The organism is Sphingorhabdus profundilacus (assembly GCF_009769755.1).
Classification (GTDB): Bacteria; Pseudomonadota; Alphaproteobacteria; order Sphingomonadales; family Sphingomonadaceae; genus Sphingorhabdus_B; species Sphingorhabdus_B profundilacus.
Genome location: NZ_SDWJ01000002.1, coordinates 380951 through 400490 on the forward strand (window position 1 = coordinate 380951; position 19540 = coordinate 400490).

Below are 19540 nucleotides of genomic sequence, written 5' to 3' on the forward strand. Positions count from 1 at the left end.
ATAAGGCATGGTCCATATGCCATCATAACACTTATTGTGCAAGTGCGAACAATGCAATTTGGGTTGCACAAAGTGCAACTACATATTAGGCATTTCACAATGAAAAATCGTACTGTTTGGGCAGATGCGATGAAAAACCTGTATTTGTTGCACCGCGACAATTCTCTAGGAGGTAGTGATGCGTCGTTTACCCCCCTTGCGCTCGTTGGAAGCCTTTTTGCGCGTCGCAAAACTCGGTTCGGCCAAAGCCGCCGCCAGTGAGCTTTCGCTATCCCCGCCCGCGCTAAGCCGGCGCATCAAAGGCCTTGAGGATTTCATCGGAAAACCGTTATTTGACCGGCGGGCGCAAGCGATGGTCATCAATGCAGATGGCGAAGCGCTGTTGGCAGCGGTTGAGCCTGCGATGGATGCGATGGCCGAAGCGGTCGAGGAACTGGCAGGGCGCGGCGGCGAATATCGGCTGCGCCTTGGCGTGTTGCCCTTGTTCGGAACACAGCGGCTGGTTCCAAAGCTGCCTGCACTACGCAAGGCGTTTCCGAAACTGCATATCGATGTCGATACATCCGGCCATGCGGAAAATCTGTTGGGCGATGTCGTCGATGCCGCGATCATCATCGCGGCCGAGGTGGACCCCAAATTATACAGCGTGCGGCTCGACCGGAATGTCGTTTTCGCCATCGCGTCCGAAGAATGGGCCAGGGAACAAGATATCAAAACCCCGGCAGACCTCGGCAAACATACCGTTATGGTACATAGCGATATGCCGATGATCTTTGACGCTTGGCGCGAAGCGGTAGGCCAGCCAAGGTTGAAACCGATGGCCATTGACCATATCGACAGCGGCCCGTTGATGCTGGAGGCGGCGGCAAACGGGCTGGGCGTTGCCATCATGCACGGCAGCCATTTTTCCGACGCCCGCGACCCGCGCCTGACGCGGTTGTTCGATATCGAGGTCGAAAGCCCTTATAGCTATTGGTTTGTGTGCCGTCCGCGCGCGCTCAAGCAACGGGCGGTCAAGATTTTCCACGACTGGCTGTTAAAATCCGGGGTCTGACCAAACCTTCGCGCCCATTACTCCCCTCCCGCAGGCGGGGGGGGGATTATGGCTCTCTCTCCCCTCCCGCTTGCGGGAGGGGGATTGGCACTGCCGCTCCCGTTATTTCCTAAATATCGCGGTCGCCAAATTGGATGAAGTCGACCTCGCCATTGGTTGCGCCGCAGGTGAATTCATCATTATTGCCACTTGATATGCGTCCTTCCACGCGCCAGCCTGCGCCGTCGCGGGTTACATTGCGGATTTCGTCAACGCGCGCACCGTCCCTTTGCACGGCACCTGTGCAGGCCTCGACCGCGCTGGCGACATCATTATTGCGTGCGGTGTCGCGGGTGCTTTCGGATTGGTCGTCATAGCGACGGGTGTCGGGATAACGTTCCGCATCACGGTCGTTCTTACTGCCCTTGCTTGCTGCATCGGCGACAATGGCAATCCCGGCCAATATGGCGATGCCAGCAAGAATGTCACCACCATCGACACGGTCGCGGTGCCGATAGTGGTGACGTCGGCCCCAGCCATTATATTCGCCGGCCGATTTCAATATGGATTGCCCCCGATCCAGCGAAACCGCCGCCATGGCGGGGGTGAACGATGTTGCCAATAGTGCAGCCGTACCGATGGTCAGCGCGCTCTTGTGAAAATACCCCATTTTTGCCTCCTGTTATTTTGATTGAATAAAAAAGGGAACAGCCACTTTCCGAACCGGAGGTGGCTGTCGCCCCAAATTACCGCCAGCGATCAAGCCCGCTATAGTCGATATCGACAACCCGCCCGCGTTCGACATAGCAGGTAAACCTGCCCTTGTCATAGCCACGGCCATAGCCGTTCCCATAGCCGTAACGATCATCCCGGTCGTACCGGTCATAACCATAATACCCCCGGTTGTTCCCGCGCCAGCCATCTTTAACGACAACATTGCCTTTGACGCGATAGCCATAACGGGTGCGTTCTATGTCGCGGATCTGGGTGACATCGGAACGGCTGTACCTATTGGCCCAGCGTTCAACGCCATTCACGCACAGATTGACCGCAGACCGGCCACCGCCAAAGCGATTGTCATAGCCAAAGCCTGCACGGTTATAATCATAACGGTCGCCACGGTCATAATCGCGGTCATTATCCGATGCCGCAATAACAGCGGCCAAACCGCCCAAAACAACCGCACCAGCAATGACTTCACCGGCACTGATATGGTCACGGTCATGCCGGTCACGGGCAATGGCCGGGGCGGATACACTCACCAAAGCTGCAGCAACAGCTCCGGCGCTTAGCAAGCTTTTGGTTACAAAATTCATCTTCAGTCTCCTGTGCCGCGACGAGTTGTTTCCCGTGCGGACAGGTACTGAATAGGTGATTCGTCTTGACGGTTTCCTGAATTGACTTGTCAGCTTTTGTTCAGGAAAGTGAGGTTTTTTATGAACGGCCTGCCCGGACCCACTTTCGGTCGTTCTTGCGAACACCGCCAACTGCCGATAGACTATCGCTATGAGAGTTCACGGAAGCTGCCATTGCGGCAACATACAAATCGCGGTGCCGCACACGCCAATATGGGTGGCGGATTGTAACTGCTCGCTCTGCCGCCGCACCGCCTGGCGCACCGCCTATTACCCACCGGAACAGGTGAGCATTTCGGGCGAGACCAAGGCCTATATCTGGGGCGACAGGATGATCGGCATCCACCATTGCCCGACCTGCGGCTGCGGGACGCACTGGGCTACGCTGGGCGAGGACTTCGGCAAAATGGGCATCAACGCGCGGTTGCTCGACGATTTCGACGAGGCGACAGTTGAGGTGCGTAAGCTGGATAATGCGGGGGATTAGGGAGGCGGGATTTTCCGAAGTGTCTCCAGAACCGTCACCCTGATCCCCAACCCCCAACCCCCGTCACCCTGACCCCCAACCCCCAACCCCCGTCACCCTGAACTTGTTTCAGGGTGACGGAGGGAAAAGATGTGCTTTTCACGCATTTGGCTCCTGCGTGCCATACTTTCCAGACTGCAAATTTACTTCAGCTCCAGCCCCGTCCATTTGGCGAGGAAGGCGTAGATGTCGGAATATTCCTCGATCAGCTTGTCGGTCGGCTTGCCCGAGCCATGGCCCGCGCGGCTTTCGATGCGGATGATCTTGGGCCGCGATCCGGTCTTTGCCGCCTGCAACGCCGCAGTATATTTGAAGCTGTGCCCCGGCACCACGCGGTCGTCGGTGTCGGCGGTGGAGACAATCACCGCCGGATAATCGACGCCCGATTTGATGTTGTGATAGGGCGAATAGGTCAGCTGCATCTTCAGATCGGCTTCTTTCGCCGGGCTGCCATAATCGTCGACCCAATAGCGGCCCGCGGTGAAGCGGTCGAAACGGGTCATGTCCATCACGCCGACGGCGGCATGGCCCGCGGCGAACAGGTCCGGCCGTTGGTTCAGCGACGCACCGACCAGCAAACCGCCGTTGGAGCGGCCCTCTATGGCGAGCTTGCCCTTGGCGGTGTAGCCCTTGGCCACCAGATATTCACCCGCCGCGGCAAAGTCGTCGAACACATTCTGCTTGTTCATCAGGCGGCCCGCATCGTGCCACGGCTTTCCATATTCGCCGCCCCCGCGCAGATTGGCAAGCGCAAAGACACCACCCGACTGGATCCACGCCATGCGCGTCGCCGAATAGGTCGGCGTCTGCGAAATGTTGAACCCGCCATAGCCATAGAGCAATGTCGGCGCGCCCTTGCTAAGGTCGAGGCCCTTTTTGTGGACGATGAACATGGGGATCTTCGTTCCGTCCTTTGACGGGTAGAACAGCTGTTCGATTTCGAAATCCGCGGGATTGAAGCTCAGCTTCGGCTCGGCAAAGGACGTCGACTGGCCTGTGCGGCTGTCGAAACGATAGACCGCGCCCGGCTGGTTGAAGCTCGAAAAGCCGTAGAAGGTTTCGGGGTCACCCGGCGTGCCGGAAAAACCGCTCGCCGTGCCGATGGCGTTCAGCGAGATTTCCTTGGCCGGACCGCCGGCCAAATCGGTCATCATCGCCATAGATTTCGCGTCCTTGATATAGGACAGGATCAGGCGCTCGCCCACAATCTGGGCGCGGGTCAGCGTTTCGGCGCGTTCAGGCACGATGTCGGTAAAGACCGGCGCCTTGCCAGCAACATCGACCGACACAACCTTCAGGCGCGGCGCGTCCTTGTTGGTCACGAACCAGAGCGTTTTGCCCATGCCTTCGACCAATTGCCATTCATGCTCCAGCCCCTTGACCAGCGGCTGCGCTTTCCACGACGGTTTTTTGCCGAGCGGCATGATGTGGAGTTCGTACTTCTCGTCCGTACCCTGCGACGTGGTAATCAGCGCCCATTTGCCGTCATGCGTGACCTGCGCGCTGTGGCCATATTCGGGCTTGTCGGGGGTCGCATAAATCGCCTGGTCTTCCGACTGGGGGGTGCCGATCTTGTGGTAATAGACGGTCTGGTTGTAATTGAGCTGCTGGAAAGCGGCGCCTTCCTTCGGTTCGGCAAAGCGCGAATAGAGGAAGCCATCATTGCCGACCCAACTGATGTTGGTGAACTTCGCCCATTTGATCTCGTCGGTCAGGATCTTGCCGGTCGCGGTGTCGAGCACCTTGATCGTCCGCCAGTCCGAACCGCCATCCTGGATCGAATAGGCCAGCAGCTTGCCATTTTTCGACGGCACCCAAGCGTCGAGCGCGGTCGCGCCGTCCTTTGCCCATGTGTTGGGATCGATCAGGATACGGTCCTTGCCGGTCAGCCCCTTGCGGACATACAGCACCGACTGGTTTTGCAGCCCGTCATTCTTTGTGAAGAAATAATGCCCGCCGGCCTTTTCAGGCAGGCCGAAGCGTTCATAGTCGAACAGCTTCTTCATGCGCGCGGCGAGCACATCCTTGCCGGGCAGCGTATCGAGATAGGCGTCGGTAACCTTGTTCTGCGCCTTGACCCAATCGGCGACGGCAGGGTTGACGCGGACATCATCCTCCAGCCAGCGATAGGGATCGGGGATCTTGATGCCAAAGGCGGTGTCGACGACATCGACGGTCTTCGTCTGCGGATAGGTCAGACCGGTCGCCACATCAGCCGCCATATCCGCTGTCGCCGCATCATCCGCCCCCGCATCATGGGCAAAAGCGCCCTGCGGCCCTGTCATCACCATCAACGCAACCCCCAACCAAAGTGCTTTACGCATTTTTTCAATCCCTATCTCGCAAGAATCTGTCGCCCAATGCCTAGTGCGTTGCGCGGCGAAGGCCAATAGTTTCCTTGCATGGGCCGCAAAGCCCCGCCCGATCAGCCCAGGGCACAGGCGTTAAACCACTGGTCCACCAAAACCTTCTGGCACAGGCCAGTCAGCGGAATGCGCGGCGAGGACTTTGAAGAGCGTCCCCATTTCACCGGTTTTGACAAGGCGGTCACGGGCGATGAAGATGTCGTCGCGTTTGTCAGGCGACGCTTCCGCAAGGGCAAGGGCGCGTTGTCCGATGCCGAGCGCGGAGAGCCAGACACCCTGTGTGGTGGGTCCAGACACCACCAGTTCGCGCATCCGCGCCAGATTGCCTAATTCCAGAAAATTAACATGCGCGGTCAGATCGCAGGTGCCGGGGTCGAGAAAGGGGTCCGCATAATCATGCGTTTTTACCGCCTGCAACGTGCTTCCCAGCGCGGGTTGAGTGTAGCCATAATCGATGACCAATATCGCGCCGCCTTGCGTGGCGATCCGGGTGGCCAGTTCATACATGATAGCCGCCGCATCGGGCGAAGATTCAAAGATGCTGCCGACCGGGGAATTCTGGAACGCGGCGGGGACTGATCCATCCATCGGATAGGAACCGGGCATGGCGGCAAATTTCGTGCCGCGATCCCGCACGACAACACGTTCGCGCCAGCCGGCATGGGTCAGGATAAGCTGGCGGATGGGGAGGGCATCGAAAAACTCGTTCGCGACGACAAGCAGAGGCCCGTCGGTCGGTAGACTTTCGATCCGGTCGTGAAAGGCAGCGCGCGGGACATTCTGGAGCTGCTGTGCGCGCAACGCCTCGCTGGTTTCGACAAAATGTACAGGAGGCGCAAATTCGAATTTCGCCATGGCGCGCAATGCATCAGCGGCCAAGGTGCCGCGCCCCGGGCCCAGTTCGACATAATGGCAGTTGGCCGGGCTATTCTGGCGCAAATAGAGGTCGGTCAGCCACATGCCGATCAGTTCGCCGAACATCTGGCTGATTTCCGGCGCAGTTATGAAATCGCCTTCGACCCCGAACGGGTCGCCAGCACCATAATATTCACTGTTCGACGCCCGCATATATTCCGCGACGCTGATCGGGCCGGACCCCTCAATCTGCTTCGCCAGGCGAAGCGCCAGATGGCCGGTGTCAGGCGACACTGCCGCTGCCTGATGTCGGTTCGACCCGCTGCCTGCGGCCTGCAGCGGTCGCAATCAGCCAGATACCCAACACCAAAAACGGGATGGTCAGCCATTGCCCCATGCTGAGCCCGGTCATTTCGGGAAGCCATTTCAACTGGCTGTCGGGTTCGCGGACGAATTCGACGCTGAAACGCGCCACGCCGTAAATCAACGCAGCCACGCCGGTTAACAGGCCGGGTTTGTACCGGGCATCCGTTTTCCAGAACAGCGGCCAGATAATCGCGGCCATCAACAGGCCTTCAAGTCCGGCTTCATAAAGCTGGCTCGGGTGGCGGGGAAATTCGTCGGCCGCAGGAAAGACCATAGCCCAGGGCACATCGGTCACCTTGCCCCAAAGTTCGCCATTCACAAAATTGGCAAGACGGATCAGGAATGTGCCAAATGGTACACATACTGCGATATAATCGCACACGCGAAGATAGGATAATTTGTGGGTGCGGGTGAAGAGCCAAAGGGCGAACAGGACGCCCAAAGTGCCGCCATGCAGCGACATTCCCCCTTCCCAAAGCCTGTAAAATCGGTCGAGCGCGAGCAAATCATGATCGTAAAACAAGATGTAGCCGATTCGGCCGCCCAAAATGATTCCCAGCGTCATATAAAGAATTAGGTCGTCGGCATGCGCCCGTGACATTGGTGCACCGGGCCGGTTCAGCAATTTGGTGAGATACCAGTAACCGAGTAATATCGTGACCAGATAACTCAGGGAATACCAGCGAATCTGGAAAAAACCCAAATCCAGCGCCACCGGCCCAATCCCAAGGTCGGTATATTGGATATAATTGGCGGCGGTCGCAATAATTTCAAATGACACAGGAAATCCTCGGTAAATTTTGACATTCCTATAGAGCGAAATAGAAGGTGCACAAAGAGTTTAGGAGAGAATCAAAATGCCGACCGATCTGGACCTTGCGATCACTGCGACGATTACGCGCCTGATGGAAAATGATGGTCCCCTTACCATTACCCATGTGGAAAAATACGGGGTGCAAATGCCCATGTTGGCAAAAGCCCCGGCAAATCTGTCGGATTATTTCGCCTTTTTCTGTGCGACCCATGCGGACAAGGAATTTCTGGTCGACGGCGATTGCCGCCTGTCCTTCCGTGAAACCTATGCCGCGGCACGCGCCCTGGCCGGTGGCTTGGTTGAGGGCCGCGGACTACAAAAAGGTGAGCGCGTCGGAATTGCGGCACGAAATTCGGCCAACTGGATCGTCGCTTATATGGCGATCATCATGGCAGGTGGTGTTGCAACTTTGCTCAACGGATGGTGGCAGGGCGGCGAACTGGCTGAAGGTATCCGCATGGTCGGCTGCCGCTATGTGCTCGCCGATGCCCAGCGCGCGGCGCGTTTGGAAGGACAGGACATAGGCGACTGCCAATTGCTGATTTTCAGCCATGACTGTTCGCCGCTTGACGGCCTGTCGGTATTGACCTCACAGGGAGGGGGCGCACAAACAGCCCTGCCCGCCATTGATGCGCTGGATAATGCAACCATTCTGTACACATCGGGATCGACCGGCCAGTCCAAGGGCGCGGTTTCCGACCATCGCGGCGTTGTTCAAGGCGCGATGAGCTATGTCGGGCAGACACTCGTCTTTTTCGAATTATTGAGCGCAACCGGCCAGAATATGCCCGCGCAACCTTCGGCTTTGGTCAACGTACCCTTATTCCATGTCACCGCTTCAGTGCCTCTGGTATTGCAAAGCTTCGCCATTGGCCGCAAATTGGTCATGATGCCCAAATGGGATGCCGAAGAGGCGATGCGGATCATCGAAAAGGAACGGATCAGCTATTTTGTCGGCGTACCGTTGATGAGCATCGAGCTTGCGACCCACCCGAACCGCCACAAATATGACTTGACCAGCTGCACCGCCTTTGCCGCAGGTGGCGCGCCGCGTCCGGTCGACCATGTGAAGAAAATCCGCAAGGAAATGAGCTGGGGTTACCCGTTGCTCGGCTATGGCCTGACCGAAACAAATGGCGTGGGCTGCGGCAATTTCACCGAAAACTATCTGCTCAAGCCCACCAGCACCGGCCCGGCCACCAAGCCCTTGGTCGAGGTCGAAATGCTGGACGACGACGGTAACCCGATGCCGCAGGGCGAACGCGGCGAGGTCTGCATCCGGACCATCGCCAATTTCAACGGCTATTGGGATAATGAGCAGGCAACCCGCGACGCCTTCACCGACGACGGCTTTTTCCGTACCGGCGACATCGGCTATCTGGATGAAGACGGCTATCTGTATATCGTTGACCGCAAAAAGGACATCATCATTCGCGGCGGCGAAAATATCAGCTGCCCCGAGGTGGAGGCCGCCGCCTATGAGCATGACTCGATCGTCGAACTTTCAGTGTTCGGCATTGCCGATGACAAATATGGCGAAGTGCCGGGCATCGTCTATCACACCAAAGACGGCGTGCCCCTGCCGGAAGACGATCTGAAAGCCTTTTTGGCCCCCCGCCTTGCACCGTTCAAGATTCCGGTGCATTACTGGCAGGCACCCGAACCACTTCCGCGTCTTGGCACGCAGAAGATCGACCGGGTCACGTTGCGCCGCGAATATAATGCAAAGGTCGGTGCGCCTGTCTAACTTTGGGCACCGGCCTGCATTTTGGTTCGACCCCGATGAAATAGGGGTATAGGAGGCCTTATGGCTTCGACGGCGGATCATATTGTAAAGCAGCGCGATATTATCGACCGGAAATCGCTGGCGGAAACGCTGGACGATATTGCGTCGGAACGCGAAACACTGACCCAGCGCGGTCGCGTGCTGGAGCAGCTGCAAACCGCATTGGCGCGCGGCCGGGGCGAGATTGACCGACGATTGCAACTCCATCCTTCGCAAGGCTATCGCGCGGCGACCGAACAGGCCTTTCTGATCGACCAGATTGTCCGGCTGATCTACGATTATGTGACCGTCCATGTCTATCCTGCCGCCAACCGGTCTGCGTCCGAACGGATCGCGGTTCTGGCCGTCGGCGGCTATGGACGCGGCGAGATGGCACCGCATAGCGACGTCGATATCGCCTTTGTCACGCCCTATAAGCGCAGCTCCTGGACCGAACAGGTGGTCGAGGCGATCCTCTATCTGCTGTGGGATTTGGGGCTGAAGGTTGGACAATCCAGCCGGTCGCTGGATGAGACAGTAAAAATGGCGCAAGAGGATCTGACCATCCGCACCGCGCTGCTCGAAAGTCGCTTTGTCTGGGGTGACCGCGACATTTATGAGCAGGCAGGCCGCCGGTTCTGGAGCGAGGTCGTCGGCAAGACAGCGTCGGAATTTGTCCGGCTGAAAATGATCGAACGCGACGAGCGGCACAAGCGCATGGGCGACAGCCGCTATGTGGTGGAGCCCAATATCAAGGACGGCAAAGGCGGTTTACGCGACCTGCATACGCTCTACTGGATCGGGAAATATATCCACCAGGTTTCGTCCGCATCCGATCTGGTCGGCGTGGGTCTGCTGACCGCGGATGAATATCGGCGGTTCCGCAAGGCAGAGAATTTCCTGTGGGCCGTGCGCTGCCACATGCACGCCATCACCAACCGGGCCGAGGACCGGCTGACTTTTGACCTGCAACGCGAAGTTGCCGAGAGGATGCATTTTGCGGATCGACCGGGACGGTCGACCGTCGAACGGTTCATGCAATATTATTTCCTGAACGCCAAAACCGTCGGCGATGTGACCGGCCTGTTTCTTGCCCATCTTGATGAAGCCATGGCGAAAAAGGGGCGGCGCTTTTTGCCGTCGTTCAACCGCAATCCCCGGAAATTGAATGGGTTTCAACTGGACCGTGGACGACTTGCCCTGCCGCATGACCGATTTTTTGAAGAAGACCCTGTTCGGTTGCTGGAAATATTCCAGCTCGCAGATTTGCACCGTCTGGAAATACACCCGCTCGCCATGCGCGCAGCGCAGCGTGATGCAAGGCTGATCGACCGCAATGTGCAGCGCGATAGTCGCGCAAATGCCTTGTTTCTCGATGTGCTTTCGTCACCCCGGGACCCGGAAACTGTATTGCGCTGGATGAATGAATCGACCGTATTTGGTCGTTTCGTTCCCGATTTCCGGCGGGTCGTGGCCCAAATGCAATTCGATATGTATCACCATTATACCGTCGATGAACATTCGATCCGCGCCATCGGCCTGTTGGCGGAAATTGAATCGGGCGCTTTGAAGGACGACCATCCCTTGTCGACCGCAATCATGCGCCAAATTGTCAGCCGCCGTGTCTTGTTTGTCGCAACGCTGTTGCACGATATTGCCAAAGGCCGGGGCGGTGACCACAGCGTCTTGGGCGCAGAGGTTGCCGAATATCTATGTCCAAGACTTGGGCTTAATCCGGCGGAAACCGAAACTGTGGCATGGCTGGTCCGTTTCCACCTGCTCATGTCGGCAACCGCGTTCAAACGCGATCTGGCGGACTTCAAAACCATATTGGATTTTGCCCAGGCGGTCCAATCGCCAGAAAGATTGCGGCTATTACTCGTTCTGACTGTGGTCGATATCCGTGCCGTGGGGCCCGGCGTCTGGAACAGTTGGAAACGGCAATTGCTATCTGACCTTTATGAAGCAACCGAGGAAGTGTTGCGGCTGGGCCATAAGCAACGCGGTCGTGAAGAGCGTATTGCCACGAAAAAGGAATTGCTGGAAAATGAGCTGCGCTTACCCGCGCCGGAATTTGCCAAATTGGCAAAGCGCTTGCCCGATGCCTATTGGATAGCCGAACCTTCGGACATCATCGCACGCAATGCCAAGCATCTGCTTGCGAACAAAGATACCGATCTTGCAATTGACGCCTGTTTTTATCCGGAGCGGGGGGCGACATTGGTCACCGTTTTTGCCGCCGACCATCCCGGACTATTTTACCGGATCGCCGGTGCGATCCATTTGGCGGGCGGAAATATTATCGATGCCCGCATTCACACCAGCAGCGACGGCATGGCAATCGACAATTTCCTGATACAGGATCCGATTGGGCGGCCATTCAGAGAACAAGGCCAATTGACCCGGCTTTCCCGCAATATTCAGGATGCGCTAACCAACCGCGCCAGGTTGATGGCGCAGCTTGACGCAAAACCAAAAGCACTTCGCCGTGCAGATGCTTTCAAGATCGCACCTTCGGTATTTATCGAAAATCAGGCATCGAACCGTTTCACTGTAATCGAAGTCAATGCACTGGATCGCCCGGCATTGCTGAACAATCTCGCACAGGCATTGTTTGAATCAAAGGTGACCTTGCATAGCGCCCATATTGCAACTTATGGCGAACGGGCGGTCGATACTTTTTATGTAACCGATTTGTTGGGCGGCAAAATCGAAAGTCGGTCCCGGCTAAAATCACTTGAAGCCCGTCTGATCGACGCGGCTGCCGGTAAGCTTCCGTCAAAAAGCAAAGCTGCCGCCTGATTCTAGCGCGATTCCAATGGCGCGGGTGCGATGCCCAATGTTGCCAGCTGCGCCTTTGCACTGGTTGCCTGACGGCTGTTCGGGGCAAGGGACAGGACCTGTTCCCATTGTTTGCGCGCGGTGCTGTCGTCACCGGCGGCAATGGCGATATTGCCGGCCTCCAGCGCAACCGCAGGATCTTTTGGCGCGAGCGCCGCCGATGTCTGGATAAAGGCCAAGGCTTCGGAAAGTTTATCTCCGCGCCGCGCAAGCGTGGCCGATAGCAGCCATGCGGCCGCATTTTCAGGGGCCAGCGTGCGCGCCGATGCCAATGCCTTTTCGGCTTCCGCATTCCGGTTGAGCGCGACCAGCGCGCGGGCGCGGTCGATTTCACCGTCGGCGCGCTCGCCCTTGTCCAGCATGGGCGTGGCCAGCGCCCTGTCCAGCGATGCCAATGCACTTTCCATTTGGCCCGCGGCGATGGCGGCATTTCCCGCCTGTGCCCAGAAACGCGCCGACCGGCTGTCGGCTTTTGCTTCTGCGCCCCTGGCGGCTTCGGCGAATATTGTCGCCGCCAGTTCGAATTCGAAATCGGTTGCCAATGCAAATCCCTGACAGGCGCGGGCGAGATAGTGCCCGCTTTTCTGCGTCCATTCACCTGCCTGCGCCATGGCCGACGGCGCGTCGGTTCGCGCCAGTTTCAGGCATTCACTGAACTGGATTTCGTCAAGCGTCGGCAAAGGCTGCGCTGATGCAGGAACCGCCGACTGGAGAAGGAGAGAAAGCAGAAGCATAAATTATCCAAAATGTGGACGCGGCGGCCATCCGCGTCAGAGTTTTGCCACCACATCGATCAATAATGCAATGTCCTGGTCGCGCGAAAGACGGTGGTCGCCATCTTTTATCAAGATCGTCTGCACCTCTGCTGAACGAAGCTGCGCGGCCAGCTGTACCGAAATGTCCCAAGGAACGTCGGGGTCCTGTTGCCCATGGATCAGTCGTACCGGGCAGTTGATGGCGATGGCGCCGGTCAATTGCAGATTGTCCTGCCCCGATTGCCAAAAGGCGTGCGTCACCACCATGGGGTCATAGCCATAATCGCTTGGCCGTTCGATCCTGCCCTTTTCCAGCAAGGTGGCCTTATCGGCTGCGTCAAAATCCCAGTCTGTAAAATCAGGCGCTGCCGCGATACCGACCAGCGCCCGGACTTGGTCACCAAGCGCTTGCGCCACCAGCAGCATCAACCAACCGCCCATGGACGACCCGATGATAATGATAGGCCCCGTGACGACCGCAGCGATGACCGCGCAAACATCGTCGCGCCAGATATCAAGGGTTCCCGATTCAAATTTCCCGTCGCTTTCCCCGCAGCCCGAATAATCGAGCCGCAACATGGCGCGGTTGTGGCATTCGGCCCATGCGGCGAGCGCCTGTGCTTTGCCCCCTTGCATGTCGGACATATAGCCGGGCAGGAACAGGAGCGTCGGGCCTTCGCCGTGCAAATGGCGATAGGCAAGACGGGTGCCGTCCCGACGGCGCACATATTGGACAGGCGGTTCGACCAGCGTCAAATGATCCAGTCAACCGTCAAGGTCTGGGCGACATCCTGCCCTTTGGCCCGGCGCTGTTCGACCATGATTGTGTTGAGCCGCCTGACGGTGTCGCTCCCCGATGTGATGCACAGGCCGGGAATCAGCGCATGCACCAGCGCCTTCATGCCGCCCCAGATCATCGTCAAACCGAAGCGGCTGGCCACACCGAAATGCTGCAGATAATTTTCGTCAACGCTTTTGGGGTGATCGATGAACAGGCGGCGGAACATATTGGGGGCGGTCTCCTTTTTGCACGCAATAGCGCGGCATCATTCAAATTCAAAACCAAAGCCTGATTTCGCCTTGCGGTCTTGGGTGCACATGGTTTTCAACTCGGTCCATTCGGTCGGGGTTAGCGCGGGCTTGTAATTCCTGCCCTTCACGATGCTCTTTTCAAATGCCTGCTTACGCGCGCGGGAAAGCGGGTGGCTCGACATATAGCCTGCAATTCCCTGGCCGTTGTCCCCGTCGCGGGCGCTGCCATCCAATTCGGACAATCGGTCAAAGAATGACGCGGTGCCAACGGGCGAAATATTGGCGGTGCCGAGCGCTTTCATCGAATGCGCGTCGGCCTCCGCCTCGGATTCGCGGCTGTAGCTCATGGCGAGCATATTGTTGACGAGCGCGCCGCTATTTCCGTCCACCCCGCCGAGCACGACGGCAAGACCCATTTGCCGCAGCAGCGCCTGCATCACATGCTTTTCGCGCACATGGCCGATTTCGTGGGCGAGGACACCGGCCACTTCGTCGGGCGACCGGGCCTGCTTTACCAGGCCGTCGAACAAAATGACCTTGCCGCCGGGCAGGGCGACGGCGTTAATCATATCGATCTTGGCGACCTCGACCTGAAGATCTTGCGGGTTGCGATCAAGCGAATTGACCAGCTTTTTCAAGGCGGCGTCGCCGGCGGGCGTGCTACAGAAACGTCCGCCGAAATCACCGACCAGCGCATCGCCCAGCTGCCTGTCAATGCTGTCGGGAATAAGCGGGGCGAGCCATTGGGGGCTGAGCAGGACAATCGCGACAGCGGCGGCGCTGGCCAGCGTGAAGGCGATGGTGGCCTTGCCAAGGCCCAGCCGATCAACCCACCCGCCATATTTGCGCTGCACCGGCAGAAGTTCCGACAATTCGTCGGGGACAGGCCCCGACAGCATGAGCCGCCAGCCATCAACATCGGTTAGGCCATATACGTCGACATCCTCTTTGCGTGTGACATATTCGACGTCGGAAAACGCAAAGGGGCCGTGCCGCCGTTCATTTTCCAGCAGAAAGAACTGGCGTCCGATGGTCTGGATCTCGACCTTCCGGCGCACGGCGCTTCGGCCATCATAATGCCAGACGTTGAAAAATGTCTCCATCGATCAGATCGCGCCGACATCAAAGGCGTCAAGCAGGCCTTCGCCATGTTTCGACACGACCGTTTCGGACTGGGTCAATTCGTCAATGTTGATTTCGCCATAAGCTTCCAGATGGTCGATGAAGAATTTCCAGTTTCGGTACGGCATGAAGATATAGCCGATTCCGAGCGTGCAGATCACAATGGCCATATTCGCCAGAAAAAAGAGGATCCAGTTCGGCGCGCGCGCGCGGAATTCGAATTCGAGATTGTGCAGGCGAAGGCCGCCCACCGCGATACGGAAATATTTGCTGTAATAAGCAAGCGCGGCGAGCGGCAGGATGATGTAAAGGCCCAAGATCGCAATGACGACCAATATGCCGCCAACCGCCATCCCTGCACCACCCAGCGCGCCGATGTCGGCGCCAGAGGTTGCCGCGGCGACCGCCAATGTGATCGCGCCGAAGAACAGTAGAAACGGGACCAGATAGAAAAGCAGATAGCGCTTCATCAATGGCTGCCACCGGGCAGTGGATTCGAAGCTGTGCGGGCCAAAGCTCATCGAATTCCAGCGTTCATTCCACAGCGATATCATCGACCATGGCACGAGCAGGAATATCGGCAGCACGCCGACAAAGTTTTTCCACATATAGGAAAGACCATAGCCAAAGCCGGGATTGTTGCTACCGCCCCGAATTCCGCGCCAATAGGTGCGGCTAAGCCGATAGCGAAGCGCGCGGAAATAGGCGACGCCGCTGAGGTAGAATAGCAGGACAAACATCGCGATGGTAACAATGCCCGCGACGGCGGTCTGACCGCGGAAAATAAGGCCCTGAGATATAAATTGGATGACAATGATCGGCAGGCCGATCAGCAGGAATACCATGATGAAGCCGATGAAAAGTTCGATTCCCCGGCCGGTCCATTCGAGCCGTTCGTCGATGAAATCGGTCTTGCTCCACAGATATTCCCGTTCCCGCGTGGTCGCCCAGAAACGGTAAATGCCCAGCGTGACAATGGTCAGCAACAGATTGGGAAAGGCGATTCTGGCAAATTCCTGCCAGTTTCCGTGAAAACGGAAGGCGCTATGCCGCTGTGCCGGATCGTCGTTCATCTTCTACCCCCTCATGCTTGGCAAAACATGCGCGGAAGGACTTGGACTTGTCAAGAACAGCCACGTCAAAGGGCGACGCGCTTGGACAAAAGCGCGTCGCTCGCTTAGGCCGTGAACTCATACATATCGTCGTCGAGGTTTGAGGCCATTTTGCACAGGGCAAGGAAGGAAGCCGCAGGGATATAGATATATCTCAAGGCTTTCTGACGCAGCCCTGGGCAAAATGGGTCAAATCCTTCGGACGTCAAAATGGCTTTGATCTCGAACCAAAATACGCTTGCAGGCAGAATAACTGCCTGACAGCGCGCATTTTGGCCCGATATCTTCGCCATTTTGACGCCTCGACGACGATATGTATGAGTTCACGGCCTAGTTTATTGAATAGTAACCGTCACCGCGCGGCGGTTTTGTGCCCAGCTTTGTTCGTCCGAACCCAGCGCCTGTGGTCGTTCCTTGCCATAGCTGACCGTCTGGATACGGCTGGCATCAACGCCGACCGAGATCAGGTAATTTTTGGCAGAATTCGCCCGGCGTTCCCCCAATGCAAGATTATAGTCGCGCGTGCCGCGTTCATCGGCATGGCCTTCGACGGTGATCCGCGTATTGGGGTAACGGGCGAGCCATTGCGCCTGAACCTGCAGCACGGACTGGTCTTCGGTGTCGACGTTAAAGCGGTCCGTGTCGAACAGGATGCGGTCGCCATATTGCCCCACGGTTTGCAGAAAATCTTCCTGGCTTCCTGGCCGGATGGCATTGGTGACGGGGGGTGTTTCGGTGGCCGTCTCTCCGTAATTGGTCTGTTCGGCAACAGGCGGCAGCGCCTCGACATCTTTCTTGCCGCATCCTGCGACCAATGCCGTGCTCGCCAGCAATAATGCCATCCCTTTGACTGTGTTGCTTTTCATCAGCTTACTCCTTTTCTTTCGGCCCCGCTAAAATTCATCTTGTAAAGCCATTATGGCAAGACCGGACCCCAAGCCGGATCGGATCCATCGACCGGCGTGGGCAGCTTGCGTTCGTTCGAACCGGTCAAGTCTACCTGCCATATGCTTGTTTTACCACTCACTTTTGCCGTGCGGAAAAACTGGATGACGCGGCCATTGGGCGCCCATGTGGGCGCCTCATCCTGCCAGCTATCGGTCAGCAGGCGTTCGCCCGAACCATCGGGGCGCATCGTACCGACGCGGAAATCCCCGGCGATGCGGGTATAGGCAATCAGGTCGGCGCGCGGGCTCCATTCAGGTGTTGCATAGCGTCCTTGGCCAAAGCTGATCCGGCGCTGGTTCGTACCGTCGGCGTTCATGACGTAGATCTGCTGGCTGCCCGAACGGTCGCTTTCAAACACGATCTGGCGGCCGTCGGGCGAAAAGCTGCCGCCGACATCAATGCCCGGTGCTGTGGTCAGCTTGACCGGCGTGCCGGTGCCCGATGCCGAGATTTTATAGATATCGGTGTTGCCCGATACCGCCATCGAATAAAGGATTGTCTGCCCGTCGGGGGACCAACGCGGCGCGAAGGTCGGGTTGCGCGATTGCGTAATCAACCGCTGCCGTCCGGCGTCGATATCATACACATAGATACGCGGATTGCCGTCGACATAGGACAGATAGAGGATCGATTTGTAATTGGGGGAGAAACGCGGGGTCAGCGCGGTCGACTGGCCATTGGTGATGAAGCGGTGGTTGGCACCGTCCGAATCCATGATGGCAAGGCGCTTGACCCGTTTGCCCTTGGGACCGGTCTCGGCAATATAGGCGATGCGGCTGTCGAAAAAGGGCAGCTCGCCGGTCAGTTTCGAATAGATCGCATCGGCGCATTTATGCGCGGCGCGGCGCCATTCACGCGGCGGCACGTTAAAGCCGAGGCGGGTTGTTTCATTGCCAAAGCCGACATCATAAAGATAGCAGCCCACGGTCAGATTACCATCGCCGCCCACGCGGACAAAGCCCTGCACCAGCTGTTCGACCGGACGTGCTTTCCAATAATCGAATTGCGGTGCAGTGACTTCGGGCAAGCCGATGGCGCGCAGCCCATTGGGCCCTTGCGTTTCAAACAACCCGGATGCGCGCAAGTCCGATGAAATTACTTCCGCAATCTGGCGACCCAGCGCGGTGCTGTTGCCCGCAGGCGTGTCGGCAGGCGAGGGCGCAACGAGGGCAGGGACGGCAATAGTCGATTGCTCACTGCTAAGCGTGCCTTCAACAACTTCTCTTGGTGCTGACTCTTGAGGAGAGGCGAGCGCCTGAGCTGAAGCAGGACCGGTAATCGATACGGATATCAACCAAACAGTTGCTACGAAAATACTTTTTGTCATTTCTTAAACAACTCCAATTCGTAGTCTTTCCAAAAGTCAAAATTTTCATCTGGAAGATTGAAAGGTGACGCTTGCTTGATCGCAAGCTTTGCACATTCTTGATGCCGACCGACCTGAAATTTATTGCTGTCGTTCTGACCTGTCGTCGCAACCGATTTATAACCTTTGAGGCTTCCATCTCGGTTCAGCTCGAATTTTACTATTGTAACTAGCAAGTTGGCATCGACGCCAGAAAACTTACAGGCATTCCAAGGACCTCTGACTTCACTGTTTATACTCACCGAAATAGCACGCCGAACTTCTGCTGAAATTTTTGCTGCTGAGGTTCCGATAGCCTTGCCCGCGCCCGGGGCTTTGCCAATTGCCTCAATGCTGTCTAAAGAGCTCTTACTAAACCCGCCCGGCTTTGCAGGGGTCGTCGCTTTCCCGCTCTTCGCCGCGGCAGTGTTGCTTTTGGCAGGTGGCTGCTTGACGGCGACTTTTTTGGTGGCGGTCTTTGCAGGCGGCGGCGTGTCGCGCGCCAATGGTTTGGGCACAGGCTTGGCCTGCGGCTTTTCAACCGGCCGCTCGATCTGCATCGCCGGACTTGGCGGCGGCTCGGTAGGTTCGATTTCGCCCGGCGCGGGGGGTGCGGATTCTTCCTGTATGGCGTCCGGCGCGGTCGAGACGTCGGCAATCTCACCGACCAGCGAGACCGAGATGGCTTCGGGCTTGGTAACAGGTTCTGCGGACATCATCAGGCCAAGCGCCATCGCTCCCAGCAGCACGACATGGCCACCAACGGCAGTACCCAATCCCAGTTTCTCCGCCCGGTCCATCACGCTATTGCCTAATTTTCACCAGATGAACCTGTCGTGACCAGGCTGACACTGTTCAGCCCCGCCCGGTTCAACTCGCCCATCACCCGCATCATCTGGCCGTAACTGATCGCCGTGTCGCCGCGCAGCATGATCTGGCGCGGCGTTTTGGCGTCTTGCGCCGCTGCAATCTCCTCCAGTCGTGTGGGCAGGTCGCCCGGGCCGACTTCGGTGCCGTCGATGAAGGTCGCGCCATCCTTGTCGATGGCAATTTCAATCGGTTCGTCCTTCTGGTCCAGGGCATTGGCGCGGCTTTCGGGTAGCTCGACCGGTACGCCGGTGACCAGCAAGGGGGCGGTCACCATGAAGATGATGAGCAGCACCAGCATGACATCGACCAGCGGCGTGACGTTGATCTCCGCCATCGGCGCGCGCCGTCCGCCCCGACCCCGCCTGCGTCCACCGCCCGAGGATAGATTCATCGCCATCAGTTCCCCTCCCGCTTGCGGGAGGGGTTAGGGGAGGG

At 57.7% G+C, this 19540-nt stretch carries 19 protein-coding genes; 4 read left to right on the forward strand and 15 right to left on the reverse strand.

Annotated features, from left to right (window positions below; genetic code table 11):
* Positions 1 to 178: 178 nt before the first annotated feature.
* Entirely contained in the window at positions 179 to 1054 is an 876-nt protein-coding gene (locus tag EUU23_RS09645; RefSeq protein WP_160353930.1) for a LysR substrate-binding domain-containing protein, read from the forward strand.
* 109 nt (positions 1055 to 1163) lie between these two features.
* Here EUU23_RS09645 and EUU23_RS09650 read toward each other — a convergent pair whose 3' ends face one another.
* Both EUU23_RS09650 and EUU23_RS09655 read right to left on the reverse strand, forming a co-directional pair.
* Positions 1164 to 1703 (reverse strand): hypothetical protein, encoded by a 540-nt coding sequence (locus EUU23_RS09650; protein ID WP_160353931.1) that lies wholly within the window; start codon positions 1701 to 1703, stop codon positions 1164 to 1166.
* 76 nt (positions 1704 to 1779) lie between these two features.
* Entirely contained in the window at positions 1780 to 2349 is a 570-nt protein-coding gene (locus EUU23_RS09655; protein ID WP_160353932.1) for a hypothetical protein, read from the reverse strand.
* A gap of 190 nt (positions 2350 to 2539) precedes the next feature.
* Here EUU23_RS09655 and EUU23_RS09660 point away from each other — a divergent pair, with 190 nt between their 5' ends.
* Positions 2540 to 2875 (forward strand): GFA family protein, encoded by a 336-nt coding sequence (locus EUU23_RS09660; RefSeq protein ID WP_160353933.1) that lies wholly within the window; start codon positions 2540 to 2542, stop codon positions 2873 to 2875.
* Positions 2876 to 3057: 182 nt separating this feature from the next.
* Here the strand turns inward: EUU23_RS09660 and EUU23_RS09665 are convergent, their stop codons facing one another.
* From EUU23_RS09665 to lgt, 3 genes are all read right to left on the reverse strand, one after another.
* Positions 3058 to 5238 (reverse strand): prolyl oligopeptidase family serine peptidase, encoded by a 2181-nt coding sequence (locus tag EUU23_RS09665; RefSeq protein WP_160353934.1) that lies wholly within the window; start codon positions 5236 to 5238, stop codon positions 3058 to 3060.
* 120 nt (positions 5239 to 5358) lie between these two features.
* Positions 5359 to 6429, reverse strand: a complete 1071-nt coding sequence (locus tag EUU23_RS09670; protein WP_343032708.1) for a class I SAM-dependent methyltransferase — start codon at positions 6427 to 6429, stop codon at positions 5359 to 5361.
* Positions 6419 to 7282: a prolipoprotein diacylglyceryl transferase gene (gene lgt, locus EUU23_RS09675; protein WP_160353935.1), complete on the reverse strand. Its 864-nt coding sequence runs from the start codon at positions 7280 to 7282 to the stop codon at positions 6419 to 6421. Before lgt ends, EUU23_RS09670 begins: the two co-directional genes overlap by 11 nt.
* 76 nt (positions 7283 to 7358) lie before the next feature.
* Here lgt and EUU23_RS09680 point away from each other — a divergent pair, with 76 nt between their 5' ends.
* The gene (locus EUU23_RS09680) at positions 7359 to 9062 is read left to right on the forward strand and encodes a class I adenylate-forming enzyme family protein (RefSeq protein ID WP_160353936.1); all 1704 of its coding nucleotides are present in this window, start codon (positions 7359 to 7361) and stop codon (positions 9060 to 9062) included.
* A gap of 60 nt (positions 9063 to 9122) precedes the next feature.
* Positions 9123 to 11882, forward strand: coding sequence for a [protein-PII] uridylyltransferase (locus tag EUU23_RS09685; RefSeq protein WP_160353937.1), 2760 nt, complete (start codon positions 9123 to 9125; stop codon positions 11880 to 11882).
* Positions 11883 to 11884: 2 nt separating this feature from the next.
* On the opposite strand, the gene EUU23_RS09690 is transcribed toward EUU23_RS09685, so the two are convergent.
* The 10 genes from EUU23_RS09690 to tolR all read right to left on the reverse strand — a co-directional run bounded on the left by EUU23_RS09690 (position 11885) and on the right by tolR (position 19496).
* A complete protein-coding gene (locus tag EUU23_RS09690) occupies positions 11885 to 12655 on the reverse strand; it encodes a tetratricopeptide repeat protein (protein WP_160353938.1) in 771 nt (256 codons plus the stop codon).
* A 36-nt stretch (positions 12656 to 12691) separates the two neighbouring features.
* Positions 12692 to 13441 (reverse strand): alpha/beta fold hydrolase, encoded by a 750-nt coding sequence (locus EUU23_RS09695; protein ID WP_160354688.1) that lies wholly within the window; start codon positions 13439 to 13441, stop codon positions 12692 to 12694.
* Positions 13429 to 13683 carry a DUF6356 family protein gene (locus EUU23_RS09700; RefSeq protein WP_160353939.1) on the reverse strand — a complete coding sequence of 85 codons (255 nt, stop codon included), beginning with the start codon at positions 13681 to 13683 and terminating at the stop codon, positions 13429 to 13431. Before EUU23_RS09700 ends, EUU23_RS09695 begins: the two co-directional genes overlap by 13 nt.
* 39 nt (positions 13684 to 13722) lie before the next feature.
* On the reverse strand, positions 13723 to 14811 hold the full coding sequence (locus EUU23_RS09705; RefSeq protein ID WP_160353940.1) for a M48 family metallopeptidase: 1089 nt from the start codon (positions 14809 to 14811) through the stop codon (positions 13723 to 13725).
* 3 nt (positions 14812 to 14814) lie between these two features.
* Positions 14815 to 15903 (reverse strand): YjgN family protein, encoded by a 1089-nt coding sequence (locus EUU23_RS09710; protein ID WP_160353941.1) that lies wholly within the window; start codon positions 15901 to 15903, stop codon positions 14815 to 14817.
* Positions 15904 to 16007: 104 nt separating this feature from the next.
* Positions 16008 to 16235 carry a hypothetical protein gene (locus EUU23_RS09715; protein WP_160353942.1) on the reverse strand — a complete coding sequence of 76 codons (228 nt, stop codon included), beginning with the start codon at positions 16233 to 16235 and terminating at the stop codon, positions 16008 to 16010.
* Between the two features lie 42 nt (positions 16236 to 16277).
* On the reverse strand, positions 16278 to 16808 hold the full coding sequence (gene pal, locus EUU23_RS09720; RefSeq protein ID WP_160353943.1) for a peptidoglycan-associated lipoprotein Pal: 531 nt from the start codon (positions 16806 to 16808) through the stop codon (positions 16278 to 16280).
* 50 nt (positions 16809 to 16858) lie between these two features.
* Positions 16859 to 18217 (reverse strand): Tol-Pal system beta propeller repeat protein TolB, encoded by a 1359-nt coding sequence (gene tolB / locus EUU23_RS09725; RefSeq protein ID WP_160353944.1) that lies wholly within the window; start codon positions 18215 to 18217, stop codon positions 16859 to 16861.
* On the reverse strand, positions 18214 to 19038 hold the full coding sequence (locus EUU23_RS09730; protein ID WP_160353945.1) for a hypothetical protein: 825 nt from the start codon (positions 19036 to 19038) through the stop codon (positions 18214 to 18216). The genes tolB and EUU23_RS09730 overlap by 4 nt, the downstream gene beginning before the upstream one ends.
* 8 nt (positions 19039 to 19046) lie before the next feature.
* Positions 19047 to 19496 carry a protein TolR gene (gene tolR / locus EUU23_RS09735; RefSeq protein ID WP_425505121.1) on the reverse strand — a complete coding sequence of 150 codons (450 nt, stop codon included), beginning with the start codon at positions 19494 to 19496 and terminating at the stop codon, positions 19047 to 19049.
* Positions 19497 to 19540: the final 44 nt, after the last annotated feature.

Bases quoted from the DNA above. Each gene is read 5' to 3' on its own strand.
- EUU23_RS09665 (WP_160353934.1), bottom strand. From the start codon at position 5,238: ATGCGTAAAGCACTTTGGTTGGGGGTTGCGTTGATGGTGATGACAGGG.
- tolB (WP_160353944.1), bottom strand. From the start codon at position 18,217: ATGACAAAAAGTATTTTCGTAGCAACTGTTTGGTTGATATCCGTATCG.
- EUU23_RS09690 (WP_160353938.1), bottom strand. From the start codon at position 12,655: ATGCTTCTGCTTTCTCTCCTTCTCCAGTCGGCGGTTCCTGCATCAGCG.
- EUU23_RS09705 (WP_160353940.1), bottom strand. From the start codon at position 14,811: ATGGAGACATTTTTCAACGTCTGGCATTATGATGGCCGAAGCGCCGTG.
- EUU23_RS09710 (WP_160353941.1), bottom strand. From the start codon at position 15,903: ATGAACGACGATCCGGCACAGCGGCATAGCGCCTTCCGTTTTCACGGA.
- EUU23_RS09680 (WP_160353936.1), top strand. From the start codon at position 7,359: ATGCCGACCGATCTGGACCTTGCGATCACTGCGACGATTACGCGCCTG.
- pal (WP_160353943.1), bottom strand. From the start codon at position 16,808: ATGAAAAGCAACACAGTCAAAGGGATGGCATTATTGCTGGCGAGCACG.
- EUU23_RS09685 (WP_160353937.1), top strand. From the start codon at position 9,123: ATGGCTTCGACGGCGGATCATATTGTAAAGCAGCGCGATATTATCGAC.
- EUU23_RS09645 (WP_160353930.1), top strand. From the start codon at position 179: ATGCGTCGTTTACCCCCCTTGCGCTCGTTGGAAGCCTTTTTGCGCGTC.
- EUU23_RS09655 (WP_160353932.1), bottom strand. From the start codon at position 2,349: ATGAATTTTGTAACCAAAAGCTTGCTAAGCGCCGGAGCTGTTGCTGCA.
- EUU23_RS09700 (WP_160353939.1), bottom strand. From the start codon at position 13,683: ATGTTCCGCCGCCTGTTCATCGATCACCCCAAAAGCGTTGACGAAAAT.
- tolR (WP_425505121.1), bottom strand. From the start codon at position 19,496: ATGAATCTATCCTCGGGCGGTGGACGCAGGCGGGGTCGGGGCGGACGG.
- EUU23_RS09660 (WP_160353933.1), top strand. From the start codon at position 2,540: ATGAGAGTTCACGGAAGCTGCCATTGCGGCAACATACAAATCGCGGTG.
- EUU23_RS09715 (WP_160353942.1), bottom strand. From the start codon at position 16,235: ATGGCGAAGATATCGGGCCAAAATGCGCGCTGTCAGGCAGTTATTCTG.
- EUU23_RS09650 (WP_160353931.1), bottom strand. From the start codon at position 1,703: ATGGGGTATTTTCACAAGAGCGCGCTGACCATCGGTACGGCTGCACTA.